This is a genomic window from Cohnella faecalis (genome assembly GCF_003570905.1).
Taxonomy (GTDB): domain Bacteria; phylum Bacillota; class Bacilli; order Paenibacillales; family Paenibacillaceae; genus Cohnella; species Cohnella faecalis.
In genome coordinates this window covers 39645-54220 of sequence record NZ_QXJM01000016.1, presented here as the reverse complement: position 1 = coordinate 54220, position 14576 = coordinate 39645, and the positions used below count along the sequence as shown (strand labels likewise).

At 56.8% G+C, this 14576-nt stretch carries 9 protein-coding genes, 9 tRNA genes and 3 rRNA genes; 1 reads left to right on the top strand and 20 read right to left on the bottom strand.

All coding sequences use genetic code 11. From position 1 onward, the window contains the following. Position 1: 1 nt before the first annotated feature. The 8 genes from D3H35_RS02560 to D3H35_RS02525 are packed head-to-tail and all read right to left on the bottom strand — an operon-like array spanning position 2 to position 8986. Positions 2 to 1420, bottom strand: coding sequence for an LLM class flavin-dependent oxidoreductase (locus D3H35_RS02560; RefSeq protein ID WP_119147634.1), 1419 nt, complete (start codon positions 1418 to 1420; stop codon positions 2 to 4). A 22-nt stretch (positions 1421 to 1442) separates the two neighbouring features. Continuing rightward, positions 1443 to 2531, bottom strand: a complete 1089-nt coding sequence (locus tag D3H35_RS02555; RefSeq protein WP_119147633.1) for an ABC transporter ATP-binding protein — start codon at positions 2529 to 2531, stop codon at positions 1443 to 1445. Beyond that, entirely contained in the window at positions 2515 to 3540 is a 1026-nt protein-coding gene (locus D3H35_RS02550; protein WP_378125568.1) for an ABC transporter ATP-binding protein, read from the bottom strand. The genes D3H35_RS02555 and D3H35_RS02550 overlap by 17 nt, the downstream gene beginning before the upstream one ends. A gap of 3 nt (positions 3541 to 3543) precedes the next feature. Then, the gene (locus D3H35_RS02545) at positions 3544 to 4464 is read right to left on the bottom strand and encodes an ABC transporter permease (RefSeq protein ID WP_119147632.1); all 921 of its coding nucleotides are present in this window, start codon (positions 4462 to 4464) and stop codon (positions 3544 to 3546) included. Between the two features lie 24 nt (positions 4465 to 4488). Then, positions 4489 to 5436: an ABC transporter permease gene (locus D3H35_RS02540; RefSeq protein WP_119147631.1), complete on the bottom strand. Its 948-nt coding sequence runs from the start codon at positions 5434 to 5436 to the stop codon at positions 4489 to 4491. A gap of 34 nt (positions 5437 to 5470) precedes the next feature. Beyond that, the gene (locus D3H35_RS02535; RefSeq protein WP_158593907.1) at positions 5471 to 7093 is read right to left on the bottom strand and encodes an ABC transporter substrate-binding protein; all 1623 of its coding nucleotides are present in this window, start codon (positions 7091 to 7093) and stop codon (positions 5471 to 5473) included. Between the two features lie 34 nt (positions 7094 to 7127). Beyond that, the gene (locus D3H35_RS02530; RefSeq protein ID WP_119147629.1) at positions 7128 to 8318 is read right to left on the bottom strand and encodes an amidohydrolase; all 1191 of its coding nucleotides are present in this window, start codon (positions 8316 to 8318) and stop codon (positions 7128 to 7130) included. Further along, a complete protein-coding gene (locus D3H35_RS02525) occupies positions 8315 to 8986 on the bottom strand; it encodes a carboxymuconolactone decarboxylase family protein (protein ID WP_119147628.1) in 672 nt (223 codons plus the stop codon). Before D3H35_RS02525 ends, D3H35_RS02530 begins: the two co-directional genes overlap by 4 nt. Positions 8987 to 9135: 149 nt before the next feature. Between D3H35_RS02525 and D3H35_RS02520 the strand changes: the two genes are divergently transcribed. Then, positions 9136 to 10068 carry a LysR family transcriptional regulator gene (locus tag D3H35_RS02520; protein WP_119147627.1) on the top strand — a complete coding sequence of 311 codons (933 nt, stop codon included), beginning with the start codon at positions 9136 to 9138 and terminating at the stop codon, positions 10066 to 10068. 152 nt (positions 10069 to 10220) lie between these two features. Here D3H35_RS02520 and D3H35_RS02515 read toward each other — a convergent pair. The 12 genes from D3H35_RS02515 to rrf (D3H35_RS02460) form a co-directional block, all read right to left on the bottom strand. Further along, positions 10221 to 10303, bottom strand: a tRNA-Leu gene (locus D3H35_RS02515). An 18-nt stretch (positions 10304 to 10321) separates the two neighbouring features. Continuing rightward, positions 10322 to 10397, bottom strand: a tRNA-Lys gene (locus tag D3H35_RS02510). A gap of 7 nt (positions 10398 to 10404) precedes the next feature. After that, positions 10405 to 10479 (bottom strand) — tRNA-Gln (locus D3H35_RS02505). Positions 10480 to 10501: 22 nt separating this feature from the next. After that, positions 10502 to 10577 (bottom strand) — tRNA-Val (locus tag D3H35_RS02500). A gap of 8 nt (positions 10578 to 10585) precedes the next feature. Further along, positions 10586 to 10660: transfer RNA gene (locus D3H35_RS02495), tRNA-Glu, on the bottom strand. A gap of 15 nt (positions 10661 to 10675) precedes the next feature. Next, positions 10676 to 10751 (bottom strand) — tRNA-Thr (locus D3H35_RS02490). Position 10752: 1 nt separating this feature from the next. Further along, positions 10753 to 10828 (bottom strand) — tRNA-Asn (locus D3H35_RS02485). Positions 10829 to 10883: 55 nt separating this feature from the next. Next, positions 10884 to 11000: ribosomal RNA gene (rrf, locus tag D3H35_RS02480) — 5S ribosomal RNA — on the bottom strand. Positions 11001 to 11088: 88 nt separating this feature from the next. Continuing rightward, positions 11089 to 14016 (bottom strand): 23S ribosomal RNA (locus tag D3H35_RS02475). 164 nt (positions 14017 to 14180) lie between these two features. Beyond that, a tRNA-Ala gene (locus D3H35_RS02470) sits at positions 14181 to 14256 on the bottom strand. A gap of 16 nt (positions 14257 to 14272) precedes the next feature. Then, a tRNA-Ile gene (locus D3H35_RS02465) sits at positions 14273 to 14349 on the bottom strand. 64 nt (positions 14350 to 14413) lie between these two features. Then, positions 14414 to 14530 (bottom strand): 5S ribosomal RNA (gene rrf / locus D3H35_RS02460). Between the last annotated feature and the right edge of the window lie 46 nt (positions 14531 to 14576).

The window sequence follows — 14576 nt, the reverse complement described above, 5'->3', positions numbered from 1 at the left end:
CTTAACGGCTCCCTTCGCCGATCGGAAGCGGCGCAGCGTCATCTTCCGCAGCTGGATTCAACCGCGCCGCGTTGCGGAAAGCCGCCGCAGGATGGCTGGCCGGCAAACGCGCCGAGCCCGGCCCGAACAGCTTCTCGCGGAAAGTGCCCGGCGCGTAATCCTTCTTGAACAGGCCGCGTTCCTGAAGAATAGGAACGACGAGATCGATGAAATCCGAGTACGTGCCCGGGAGCACATAAGGCTCCAGATTGAAGCCGTCCACATCGGTTTCTTCAACCCATGCTTGAATCTGATCCGCTACCTCCTCCGGAGCCCCTACGACCGTCAAGCCGCGAAAGCCCTTCTTCAGGAAGTCGTCGATTACCTCGCGCACTTTTTTCTTGGTGGGGCTGTACTTCGTGAACCGGTCCGTATGCGTCTGCCCCATCTCCGTGTGCACGTTCTCGAAATAGGAGTCGGGATCCAGCTTCGTCAGGTCGATGCCCGTCACGCTTGAATAAGAGGCGAGCGCAGACTCTCTGCTCTGATGGCTCAAGTAAGACTCGTACTTCCGCTGCGCTTCCTCACGCGTCGGCGCCGTCACGACCGACAAGCCCGTGAACACCTTCACCGACGCCGGATCGCGGCCTATTTCCTTCGCTCTTCTGCGAATGTCGGCAACCTGCTCGCGCAAAATCGCCGTCGTCGGCGCCTTCAGGAATACGCCCTCGGCATGATTCGCCGCGAAGATGCGCCCCCGCTCCGAGCTGCCCGCCTGGAAAATAACCGGAGTGCGCTGCGGAGACGGAGACGGCGAATGATAACCTTGCAGCTTAAAATATTTGCCTTCATGCACGACCAGGTGCACCTTCGCGGGATCGGTGAAAATCCGCTTCTCCCGGTCGATCACCACAGCGTCGTCCTCCCAGCAGCCTTCCAACAGCTTATAGCTCGCTTCGAGGAAGTCGTCCGCCATATCGTAACGCTCGTCATGCGGCAGAAAATCCGTTCTTCCGAACAGATCGGCCGCCGTCGGATTGCTCGTCGTCACGACGTTCCAGCCGATTCGCCCCTTCGTCAGATGATCCAGCGTCGAGAAACGGCGGGAATTGGCGACCGGCGTCTCGTAGGTCGTCGACGTCGTCATCGTGAACGCCAAGTGCTCCGTAACCATCGCCAGAGCGGGAATGAGCAGCATCGGATCGTTGCCCGGCGCTCCTCCGGCTTCGCGGAAGGCGAGCTCCTTATTTTTCTTCGGGTAGCTGTACGTATCGGCAAAAAACATGAAGTCGAACTTGCCCCGCTCCAGCAGCCGCGCGATTTCTACCCAATAGTCGATGCTGTTGAAATGAATCCGGTTCTGCTCCGGATGCGTCCAGATGCCGGGCGTCAAATGATTGACGGCGTTAACCTCGAATACGCCCAAATGAATTTGCTTCATCTCGTTGCACTCCCTTTGTTGTTTATTCCGCTATCGTCGCGCCCGCAGGCTCCTCGAACGCCGAGCCGGACAAGTCGCGCGCATACCGCCCGTCAAGTACCGAATCGGACTCGCCAGCCGCCGCCGCAAGCGCCTCCGCATGGTGGCAAGCCGCCGTATGATTGTGCGCCAAGCTTCTTAGCGGCGGCTCTTCCTTCCGGCATATTTCCGTCGCATATGGACACCGGGTATGGAACGCGCAGCCGGAAGGAATGTCCAGCGGCGACGGCAGCTCGCCCGTCAGCTTCACCCGCTCCTTCGCCTTTCCCGGAGACGGCGTCGGGACGGCCGACAGCAGCACCTTCGTATACGGATGACGGGGCGACGCGAACAGCGCGTCCGTCTCCGCTTCCTCGACCAGCTTGCCGAGGTACATGACCCCGATGCGGTCGGAAATATAGCGCACGACGCTAATATCGTGAGCGATAAACAGATAAGTCAAATTCAGCTCGCGCTGCAGTCGCTTCATCAGATTAATGATTTGCGATTGAATAATAACGTCAAGCGCGGACACCGGCTCGTCGCATACGACAATTTGCGGATTGAGGATAAGTGCGCGCGCAAGCCCGATCCGTTGGCGCTGGCCGCCGGAAAGCTCGTGCGGATACCGTCCGCCGTGCTCCGGCCGCAGACCGATCCGCTCCAGCATGTCGGACACCCGGCGTTCCCGCTCCTCGCGGGAGCGGACGCCGTGGATAATGAGCGCTTCTTCGAGCGTCTTGCCGATTTTGCGCCGAGGGTTGAGCGAGGTGTACGGATCCTGAAAAACCATCTGCAGCTGCTTGCGGACTCCGCGCATCTGCTTGACAGACAGCTGGAGCAAATCCCGGCCCCGGTAGACGACTTCGCCGTCCGTCGCTTCCTGCAGCCTCAGAATCGTCTTGCCGAGCGTGCTTTTGCCGCAGCCCGATTCGCCGACCAGTCCGTAGGTCTCCCCTTCATATAGTTGAAAGGAGACGCCGTTGACCGCTTTGACAACCGGAGCGTTGCGGCTGAACGCCGAGCCGCCGCGATAATGCTTCGTAAGGTTGCGCACTTCCAGCAGCGGCTTGCTCTTAGGCGCAGTCGTCATCCCGAGCACCTCCTTCCATCAATGATTCGGCGTGCCAGCAGCGGGCGGAATGCCCTTCGCCGACCTGCACGACGGGCGGCTGCTCGGGTCCCGTGCAGCGCTCGTCCGCATATGGACAGCGAGGGGCAAACCGGCAGCCGGGCGGAATATGGTACAGCGTCGGAACGCTGCCGTCAATAGCCGGAAGCTCTTGGCTGCGGTCGCTGTCCAACGTCGGAACGGCTCTCATCAGACTTTTCGTGTAAGGGTGCCGAGGCCGGGCGAACAGCTCGTGCACCGGCGCCTCCTCGACAATCTGACCCAAATACATAACCAACACGCGGGAGCACACTTCGGCCACAACGCCGAGATCGTGCGTAATGAGCAAGACGCTCATGCCGTAGCTGCGATTAAGCTCGCCGAGCAAGTCGAGAATTTGCGCCTGGATCGTGACATCCAGCGCCGTGGTCGGCTCGTCCGCTATGAGCAGCGCCGGGCGGCAAGCAAGAGCGATCGCGATCATGATCCGCTGTCTCATTCCGCCTGACAGCTGGTGCGGATATTCGCCCATGCGCCGCTCGGGGGCTGGAATGCCGGTCAGCCGGAGCAGCTCGATCGCCCGTTCCCGCGCGGCGCGGCGCGATACGCGTTCGTGCAGCGTGATCGCCTCCGTCAGCTGCTTGCCGATAGTGAACACCGGGTTGAGCGAGCTCATCGGGTCCTGGAAAATCATCGAGATTTCGTTGCCGCGAATCGATCTCATGCGCGAAGGCGGTAATTGCAGCAAATTTTCGCCGCGATAATTAACCTCGCCCTCGTATCGAACCCGTCGCTTCTCGTCCAATAGCCGCATAATCGATTGCGAGGTGACGCTTTTCCCGCAGCCCGACTCCCCTACGATGCCTATAAACTCGCCCTCCCGCACATGGAAGGAAACGCCGTCGACCGCGGCGACGCTGCCCTTCTCCGTCCGAAACCACGTTTTTAACTTTTGCACGTCCAGCAGATGATTATCGCCAGCCATCGTCATGCCTCACTTCCTCCCCGATTTGCCGCCGGCGGAATCGGCATGCGGATCGAGATAATCGCGCAGCCCGTCGCCGAGCAGGTTAAAGACGAGCGCTACTGTAAACAGCGCCGCCCCGGGAAAAACAGTCATCCACCAAGAATTGAAAATATACATTTTGCCGTCCAGCAATAAGTTGCCTAGACTCGGTGTCGGCGAAGGAATGCCCGCGCCCAGAAAGCTGAGCGCCGCTTCCACGATAATGACCTCGACGAAGATGAACGTCGTCTGCACGATCAGCACCGACATCGTATTGGGGGCAATGTGCCGCCATAATATGCGGGTTCCGGAGGCGCCAAGCGCGTGCATCGCCTCCACATACGTCTGCTCGCGGATGACAAGCACGCCGGAACGGACGACGCGGGCAACATTCGGCGTAATGACAGCCGTCAGACACAGCATCAGATTGCCGATGCTCGGTCCGAGCATCGACATGATCGCCAGCGCCAGCAAAATGCTCGGAAAAGCGATCAAGCCGTCGGAGATGCGCATGAACAGCTGATCCAGCACGCGGTAAAAGCCTGCATACAAACCGATCAGCAGACCGAGCAGACCGGACAGGATCGCCACGCCCAAGCCGACGAGAACGGAAATTTGCAGTCCGTAAACCGTTCGGCTGAAGATGTCTCTCCCGAAGTTGTCGGTGCCGAAGAGATGGGCCGGACCGGGCTTCTGAAATCGGCTCGCCACGTCAAGCCCGTAAGGATCGTGCGTAGCGAACAACCCCGGAAGCAGTGCGACAATGCCGATGATCGCCACTGCGATGCCGCTAAACAGCAGCTCCTTATTCGAGGCCAGCTTGCGGAGCGGCGTTTTTCGGTCCGCCGCCTCGTTCGACACCGGCTTTCGTTTCGCGGTTTCGAACCGCGCCGACTTTTCAGCGGCCATTGTGCCCTTCCTCCCTTCTTCTCTTTACCGATTCAGTCTGACGCGGGGATCGATGACCGCATAGAGCAGATCGACGAGCAAATTAAGCAGCACCGTCAACGTTGCGACGAACAACACAACGCCTTGAATGACGGCATAATCTCTTCGCTGCACCGAATTGACAAGCAGCTGTCCCAGTCCCGGAATGTTGAAGATCGACTCGACCACGGCCGCTCCGGCGATCAGCGCGCCGAACGACTGGCCGATGACCGTCACGATCGGCATCAACGCGTTGCGCAAGCCGTGCCAGTAGACGATGCGGCTCTCGCGAACGCCCTTCGCTCTCGCGGTTCGGATGTAGCTCTCGCCCAGCACCTCCAGCATCGCAGAGCGCGTAATGCGCGACAGCAGAGCGGAATGAATGATGCCAAGCGCTACCGACGGCATAATGAGATGCTTCAAATATAAACCGAAGCCCGCGCTGACCGGCTTGTAGCCCGATACCGGCAGCCACTTCAGCTGAACGGCAAACAGCAGCATCATGAACAAGCCGAGCAGGAAGCTGGGAACCGTCATCCCGAGCAGCGTAAAGCCTCGAACCGTCCGATCGGCGGCTGTTCCCGGCCGCGATGCGGCGAATAGCCCGAGAGGGATCGCAATGACAATCGCAATCCCCTGCGCCAGCACGGCGATGGACAAAGTGGGAGACAGCCGCTCGATAATCGCATCCCATACCGGCTGCTTCAACGCGTACGACTGGCCGAGGTCGCCTTGCAGCAATTGGACGATCCATAGCCCGTACTGCTCGACGACCGAACGATGAAGGCCCATGTCCGACCGCAGCGCCTCCAGCATTTCCGGGGTCGCCGTATCTCCGAGCAGCGCCAGAGCGGGATCGCCGGGTATGAGATAGATAATCGAGAAGACAACCACCGACAGGATGAACAGCACGATGAGCAGATAGAAGCACCGTTTTCCTACAAAGGCCAGCATGGTTCATCCCTCCCCCCACAAGCGCCTCTATCGCTTATTTCTTCAATACCTTCGTATTCCATAGAATCGGTCCTTCAAAAAACTGGTAGCCGACGACATTGTTGCGATTCGCGTAATAAGTGCCGGTATCTCCGATTTTCACAGCGCCAAGGTAGTTCCAATGGTAGGCGTGCAGCGCGTCGGATGCCGCTTTCTTCGCTTCCGGCGTCAGCGCCGTCGTCGTATTGCGGATCAGCTGCTGCAATTGCTCGTCTTCGGGCCATCCGTACGACTTGCCAAGGAACAATACCTGCGACGGGCTCGCCTGATTGGAGAACGAGCCGACGTAGATATCCCATGCGGCCGGATCGCCGCGACGGGCGATCATCGTCGTGAAGTCGTATGTGTCGATTTTTGCCTTGATGCCGATCTTCTGCAGTTGATCCACGACAAGAACGGTTGCGTTATAGAAAGCTCCCGCGGAATCGCGAGTCGTCAGGAAGACGAGCTCTTCTCCGTTATAGCCAGCCTCCTTCAACAATTGCTTCGCCAGCTCAGGGTTTTTCTGGTTATACTTTTCAGATCCGGCTTTACTGTACCATTCCGCGTTGTCCGGCGTTACCAAGCTCGAATTGAGGCGGTACAGCTCCGGATCGGACGTATATCCCTCCAGCACCTGCTCGGCGTCCAGCGCGGCGGCGATCGCTTCGCGGAACTTCAAATTCGACGGGAACGGCGCCTTCTTGTTGAACACGATGTTGAGCTCTCCCGCAAACACCTTGTTCAGCTTCACGTCGGACAAGCTCTGCACTTGCGGCAAGTTGTCGACGGACACGCTGGCGAAATCGTAATCCCCGGCAAGGAATGCGTTAAACGCCGTCGAGCCGTCGGGAATCAGGTCGAAGTAAATATCCTTAACCAGCGCTTCCTTCTTGCCGATTACACCGTCCTGCGGTCCTTCGGGAGAGACGTAATCGTCGAAACGGGTCAGGTGGACATATTGATCCTGCTTGTACTCCACATATTTGTAAGGGCCGGTGCCGATAATTTCCGTCAAGCCGTCCGGTCCGGCCGACTCGATCGCTTCCTTCGTCGTTATCGCGGAAAACTGCAAGTAGCTCGCAAGCTGCAGCGGCACGTCGTTGCTCGGCTGAGCGAGCGTAATCGCCACTGTATACTCGTCCACCGCCTTGAAGAGGGAATCGCCGAACGAAGTTTGGACGCGTGCCGTCTTTTCTTTCCAGCGGTTGAGCGAAGCGACGACGTCCTCGGCCTTCAATTCCTTGCCGTTGTGGAACTTGACGCCTTTGCGGAGCGGGAACGTATACGTCTTGCCGTCTTCGCTCACTTGAATTTCCGTGGCGAGAACCGGCTTCGGCTCGTATTTGGTATTGAACGCCACCAGTTGCTCATAGATATGGCGGTCTATGTTCGCTACGCCGCCCGTCGGCACCAGATGCGGATCGAGCGAGGCAAACGTAAGTGTCAGCGGGTAACGCAGCGTGTCCACCGTCTTCTCTCCGCCGTCCGTATTCGAAGCGGACGGCGCTCCCGAAGACGCGGCAGGCGACGAAGCAGCGTTATTGCCGTTGTTCGAGCTGCATCCGCTGACGATCACCGCAAAAGCCAGCATCGCAGTCAGAAGGTAACCGAACGATTTTTTTGAATTTCTGTTCATATGAATCTCCCTCTCCATAGGTTATAGGTTGGATTTACGGCTCCCATTCGAGCAGCCGTTCTGCGACTTGGAGGAACAACTCCGTGCCGATCGGCAGAGCGTCCTCGTCGAAATCGAACTTCGGATGATGATGCGGATGAATGATGCCTCGGCTCGGATTGCCCGCGCCGATCATAACGAACGTGCCCGGCACCTTCCGCTGATAGGCCGAGAAGTCCTCGGCTCCCATCCCCGGCGGCAGTATCGACACCTGCCCGGCGCCTGCGACCTCGCCGGCAACTTCCTCGATAATGCGCGTCAGCTTGTCGTCGTTCACGACCGGATCGTAGCCGAACAGGTAATCGATCTCGTAGGAAGCTCCGTGTGCCGACGTTATTCCTGCGACTAGCCGCTCGATCTGCCGCGAAACTTCCCGGCGCAGGTTGTCGTCGAAGCAGCGTACAGTGCCGCGCAGCAAGGCCGTGTCGGGAATGACGTTATTCGATGCGCCCGCGGTGAACTGCGTAACCGACACGACCAGCCGTTCCAGTGGATCGGTATTGCGTGAGACGATATGCTGCAAATTCGTCACGACCTGCGCGCCTATAGCGATAGAATCGACAGATCGGTGCGGCGAGCCGGCATGGCCTCCGCTGCCCTTAATAACAATGGAGAAATTGTCCGGCGAAGCAGCCGTCGCCCCGTATCCGAGCCCGATCTGCCCGAGCGGCAGCAGCGAGGACAAGTGCTCGCCGAGTATCCAGTCCACGCCGTCGACCGCTCCGGCCTCCACCAGCTCGCGCGCGCCACCAGGCGGCAATTCCTCCGCATGCTGGAATATAAAGCGAATTTCGCCGTGCAGCTTGTCCTTTCTTGCTGCAAGCAGCTTCGCCGCCGCCAGCAGCATCGAGGTGTGTCCGTCATGTCCGCAAGCATGCATGACGCCCGGCGCTTGCGATACGAATTCGTGTCCGTTCTCCTCTTGAATCGGCAATGCGTCCATATCGGCGCGCAACGCCAGCGTCTTGCCCGGATACGCCCCGATCAACCGGGCGATGACGCTTGTCGGCGTCAGCCGCTTAATCTCAAGCCCGCCGAAGCCGCGCAGCCGCTCCTCGACGAAATCCGCCGTGTTGTGTTCCTGGAAGGAAAGCTCGGGATGCCGATGAAGGTGTCTCCTCCAGGCAACTAGCTGCTCCTTCAGATCATCCGTTCCGCCGCGGAGCCGTGCATTAGCCGTCGTCATAGGCTCACCCGCTCGTAAGCATGCAGCGCGTTCACTCGATGCCCCACAACGGCGCCGGCATTGAGCACGGCGGCTACCAGCAGCGCCTCGGCGATTTCCTGCAGCGTAACGCCGGCTGCTTTGGCCTGCGCGGTGAAGATTTCGATGCTGTATGCTCCTCCGGTAACGAATGCGGCCCCTACAGCGATCAGAAGCTTTTCCTTCTCGGTCAGCTTGCCGGGTTTGAGCGCCTGATCTACATAACGTTCGAAGGATGTCGCTCCATGCGGGTTAAGCTCGGCCAATTTTTCCACGCGAGCCAGATTGCCCAGCGGATACAAATCGCTTCCCTCCGGGTGCCCGCCTTCGTAAGCAGCCAGCAGGTTTACCCCGTGATAGTAGGAAGCGTGCGCATTGACTGCGGCAGCCACCGCAATCACTTCGGCCAGCTCGCTGAGCGATGCTTGCTCCGCCTTCGCCTTGCCCGTGTGCGCTTCTATACAATAAGGGCAGCCGGTAATGTGCGTGATTCCGACCGCGATTAATTCCTTTACTCTGACGGTCAACGCGCCCTCGGCCAGCGCTTGCTTGTTAAATTCTCCGAATGCAGTGAACGCCTCCGGGGCTAGACCGAACAGCTTGGAAGAAAAACTAGGCGCGCGGCGCACGTACAAACTTTCCTGTGACATGAAAACATCCTCCTATTTAATTCTTAGTATTCCGCTTGGTTTATTATTTCTATGTCTGTTATAATAGACGATAGGTTCGATTATGTATAATTGAAAAAAATAAAGAAGCAGTTTATAAAAATTAAACTAAGTAAGGAGAGCGGACAACAGTGGAAATTAGACTCATCAAGACGTTCCTTACGATCGTAAAGCTCGGAAGCTTCCATGAAGCGGCGAAGGCGCTGCAGTATTCGCAGCCGACGATTACTGTGCAGGTGAAGAAGCTGGAGGATGAATTGGGCATTAAGCTGTTCGAGCGGGGCAAGACGACGGAATTGACTAGCGCGGGGAGGTTTTTTCTCCAGAAAGCGGAGAAGCTGCTGAACCAATACGACGAATTTGAAAATGAGCTGCGCGATTACAGAGACGGAGATGCGGGCATTATCCGGATCGGCATCTCTGAGCCTTCCGCAAGCAACCGATTCCCTGCGATCTTGTCGTCTTTTGCGCTAAAGAGACCGAAAGTCCAAATTAAAGTTTCCATCGGCTCCAACAAAGGGCTGGTCGATATGCTGCTGAACGAAGAGATTGACCTCGCGTTCTGCAATCGCCCCGAACCGCATATCGAGCTTTCGTTCGAGCATCTGCTGACAGAGACGTTCGGCCTGCTGCTGCCCGCCGATCATCCGCTGGCCGATCTGGACAAGCTCCATATTTTGGATCTGAAGGATGAGAAATTTATTATGACGCCCGGCACTTGCCCGTTCCGTATACGCGTCGAGGAAGCAATCGCCGAAAAAATCGGCATGCTGCGCCAAAGCAGCATCGAGATTACCGGCATTAACTCGCTCAAATATTTCGTGCAGGCGAAGCTCGGCATCGCGCTCGCCCCGCTCGTCTCCATCTCGCCGCCCATTACCGGGACGGTCGTCAAAGCCGTCTCCGACATGATAGCAGGCCCCGATCTGGGCATTTTAACGAAGAAGGAAGCCAAAGGGCGAAGCCTCGTCTTGACTTATCTGACGGATGAAATCAGGCGCGTAAGCGGCGAAGTCGATCTGGAATCGACGCCTCCGTTATTGTTGGTCGCAAATCCTTACTAGTTCTCGAATGCTGCATTCGTTTTAAAAAAATAAAAACCCTTCCTAAGAAGAGTTTAATGATAAGTATAGTGCAGGCCACACGGCCGCATAACAAAGATAATAAAAAAGCTTTCATGTCAGTAATGACCATGAAAGCTTTTGTCTGTTGAAGTTGGTGCGCGTAGAGGGACTTGAACCCCCACGGTCGCCCGCCAGATCCTAAGTCTGGTGCGTCTGCCAATTCCGCCATACGCGCACGTAAGAAAAATGAAGGTGGTGAGCCATGAAGGACTCGAACCTTCGACACCCTGATTAAAAGTCAGGTGCTCTACCAACTGAGCTAATGGCTCTAAAAAATGGCTGGGGATCTAGGGATCGAACCTAGGAATGACGGAGTCAAAGTCCGTTGCCTTACCGCTTGGCTAATCCCCAACGATTAGCGCGGATTAATAAATGGTGGAGGCTGAGGGGATCGAACCCCCGACCCTCTGCTTGTAAGGCAGATGCTCTCCCGGCTGAGCTAAGCCTCCATATGGGTTGGTGACCCGTGGGGGAATCGAACCCCCGTTACCTCCGTGAAAGGGAGGTGTCTTAACCTCTTGACCAACGGGCCGTGTGAATAGAAAAGTGGAGCTCTCAACCGGGATCGAACCGGTGACCTCATCCTTACCATGGATGCACTCTACCTACTGAGCTATGAGAGCGTGGCTCCCCGAACAGGACTCGAACCTGTGACAACTCGATTAACAGTCGAGTGCTCTACCAGCTGAGCTATCAGGGAATGTCTGAGGCCTTATGAATAAGGCGACTAAATCATTATAAAACAAAGCTTCCCGGCCTGGCAACGTCCTACTCTCCCAGGACCCTGCGGTCCAAGTACCATTGGCGCTGGAGGGCTTAACGGTCGTGTTCGGGATGGGTACGCGTGGAACCCCTCCGCAATCATCACCAGACCGGTAATGCGCTTGTTTCAGAGCTTGCGCCCTGAAAACCGGATGCGAAAACGAAATGAGCGAGAAAACATCTCTTACCTGTGTTTGTTAGGATAAGCCCTCGACCGATTAGTACTCGTCAGCTGCACACGTTGCCGCGCTTCCACCCCGAGCCTATCAACCTGGTGTTCTTCCAGGGGTCTTACATACTGGGAAATCTCATCTTGAGGCGGGCTTCGCGCTTAGATGCTTTCAGCGCTTATCCCTCCCGCGCTTGGCTACCCAGCGATGCTCCTGGCGGAACAACTGGTACACCAGCGGCGCGTCCATCCCGGTCCTCTCGTACTAAGGACAGCCCCTCTCAAATTTCCTACGCCCGCGACAGATAGGGACCGAACTGTCTCACGACGTTCTGAACCCAGCTCGCGTACCGCTTTAATGGGCGAACAGCCCAACCCTTGGGACCTACTTCAGCCCCAGGATGCGATGAGCCGACATCGAGGTGCCAAACCTCCCCGTCGATGTGGACTCTTGGGGGAGATAAGCCTGTTATCCCCAGGGTAGCTTTTATCCGTTGAGCGATGGCCCTTCCATTCGGTACCACCGGATCACTAAGCCCGACTTTCGTCCCTGCTCGACTTGTAGGTCTCGCAGTCAAGCTCCCTTATGCCTTTGCACTCTTCGCGCGATTTCCAACCGCGCTGAGGGAACCTTGGGGCGCCTCCGTTACTCTTTAGGAGGCGACCGCCCCAGTCAAACTGGCCGCCTGACACGGTCCCTCCACCCGATAAGGGTGGCAGGTTAGAACTCCGATACGATCAGGGTGGTATCCCAACGGCGCCTCCACCTAAGCTGGCGCTCAGGCTTCCAAGGCTCCCACCTATCCTGTACAGACCGTACCAAAGTTCAATATCAAGCTCCAGTAAAGCTCCATGGGGTCTTTCCGTCACGTCGCGGGTAACCTGCATCTTCACAGGTACTAAAATTTCACCGGATCTCTCGTTGAGACAGCGCCCAAGATCGTTACGCCATTCGTGCGGGTCAGAATTTACCTGACAAGGAATTTCGCTACCTTAGGACCGTTATAGTTACGGCCGCCGTTTACTGGGGCTTCGGTTCACAGCTTCGGGTTGCCCCTAACCGCTCCCCTTAACCTTCCAGCACCGGGCAGGCGTCAGCCCGTATACTTCGCCTTACGGCTTCGCACAGACCTGTGTTTTTGCTAAACAGTCGCTTGGGCCTCTTCACTGCGGCCCCCTCGTGCTATTCACACTACCGGGGCACCCCTTCTCCCGAAGTTACGGGGTCATTTTGCCGAGTTCCTTAACGAGAGTTCTTCCGCGCGCCTTAGACTATTCATCTCACCCACCTGTGTCGGTTTACGGTACGGGCACCTTCATCTGGCTAGAGGCTTTTCTTGGCAGCGTGAGCACGGGACCTTCGGTACTGCAATTTTCCCTCCCCATCACAGTTTGAGGTTACGTAGCACGGATTTGCCTATGCTACCCTCTTGCTGCTTGGACGAGCTCTTCCATCCGCTCGCGTCCTTGCCCTCCTGCGTCCCCCATCGCTCGTAACGATTTACGGTGGTACAGGAATTTCAACCTGTTGTCCTTCGACTACGCCTTTCGGCCTCGCCTTAGGTCCCGACTTACCCTGGGCGGACGAACCTTCCCCAGGAACCCTTAGGTTTTCGGCGGATCAGATTCTCACTGATCTTTTCGTTACTCATACCGGCATTCTCACTTCTATGCAGTCCACCAGTCCTTACGGTCTGACTTCAATCCGCATACAACGCTCCCCTACCCAAGTACATTGCTGTACATGCCATAGCTTCGGTGGTGTGTTTAGCCCCGTTACATTTTCGGCGCAGAGTCACTCGACCAGTGAGCTATTACGCACTCTTTAAATGGTGGCTGCTTCTAAGCCAACATCCTGGTTGTCTTCGCAACTCCACATCCTTTCCCACTTAACACACACTTGGGGACCTTAGCTGATGATCTGGGCTCTTTCCCTCTTGACGACGGATCTTAGCACTCGCCGTCTGACTCCCGAGTATACATACATGGCATTCGGAGTTTGACTGGACTTGGTAACCCTTGGCGGGCCCCGCACCCAATCAGTGCTCTACCTCCATGATGCTTAACCTCGAGGCTAGCCCTAAAGCTATTTCGGGGAGAACCAGCTATCTCCGAGTTCGATTGGAATTTCTCCCCTACCCCCACGTCATCCCAGAGCTTTTCAACGCTCACGAGTTCGGGCCTCCAGTGCGTGTTACCGCACCTTCACCCTGCACAGGGGTAGATCACACGGTTTCGGGTCTACGACCACGTACTTATTCGCCCTATTCAGACTTGGTTTCCCTTCGGCTCCGCCTCTTCAGCTTAACCTTGCACGTGAACGTAACTCGCCGGTTCATTCTACAAAAGGCACGCCATCACCCCTAGATCGGGCTCTGACTTCTTGTAAGCGCACGGTTTCAGGTTCTTTTTCACTCCGCTCCCGCGGTGCTTTTCACCTTTCCCTCACGGTACTGGTTCACTATCGGTCGCCAGGGAGTATTTAGCCTTGGCAGATGGTCCTGCCGGATTCCCACGGGGTTTCTCGTGTCCCGCGGTACTCGGGATCCGTCTCGGAGGGAGCAGACTTTCGACTACAGGGTTGTTACCTTCTACGACGGGACTTTCCAGTCCTCTTCGTCTACCCTGCTCCTTTGTAACTCCATGTGAGACGTCCCACAACCCCTGAGAGCAAGCTCTCAGGTTTGGGCTAATCCGCTTTCGCTCGCCGCTACTGACGGAATCACTCTTGTTTTCTTCTCCTCCGGGTACTTAGATGTTTCAGTTCCCCGGGTGTGCCTCCAATGACCTATGTATTCAGTCAAGGGTAACTGCGCATTACCGCAGCTGGGTTTCCCCATTCGGAAATCCCCGGATCAAAGCCCACTTACGGCTCCCCGAGGCATATCGCTGTTCGTCGCGTCCTTCTTCGGCTCCTGGCGCCTAGGCATCCTCCGTGCGCCCTTATTAGCTTAACCTGTTGCAACTGCTAGCGTTAGCCAAAGGCTAATGCTCCGTTGTCAACTTCTTGATTCACAACTTCCGTTGCAAACCAACAGCAAGTAAGGCGAATGATGTCTTTCGCGCATTTCGTTTTCGCTATCCGGTTTTCAAGGTACAAACCAATCCGTAAAAGTGGATCTGGTGGAGACTAGCGGGATCGAACCGCTGACCCCCTGCGTGCAAGGCAGGTGCTCTCCCAGCTGAGCTAAGTCCCCATGGGAAGTATGAAGATGGTTGGCCTTAGTGGACTCGAACCACCGACCTCACCCTTATCAGGGGTGCGCTCTAACCAGCTGAGCTAAAGGCCAATATGGCAGCCAGCATAACCGGCTAGGCATTTTCCAATCGCCAAAAAAGCGAAAACAAAAGCCTGCCTGGCAACGTCCTACTCTCCCAGGACCCTGCGGTCCAAGTACCATTGGCGCTGGAGGGCTTAACGGTCGTGTTCGGGATGGGTACGCGTGGAACCCCTCCGCAATCATCACCAGACAGGTTGCGCATGTCGCCAAACAATGCGCGGTATTTCTTTCGAGAA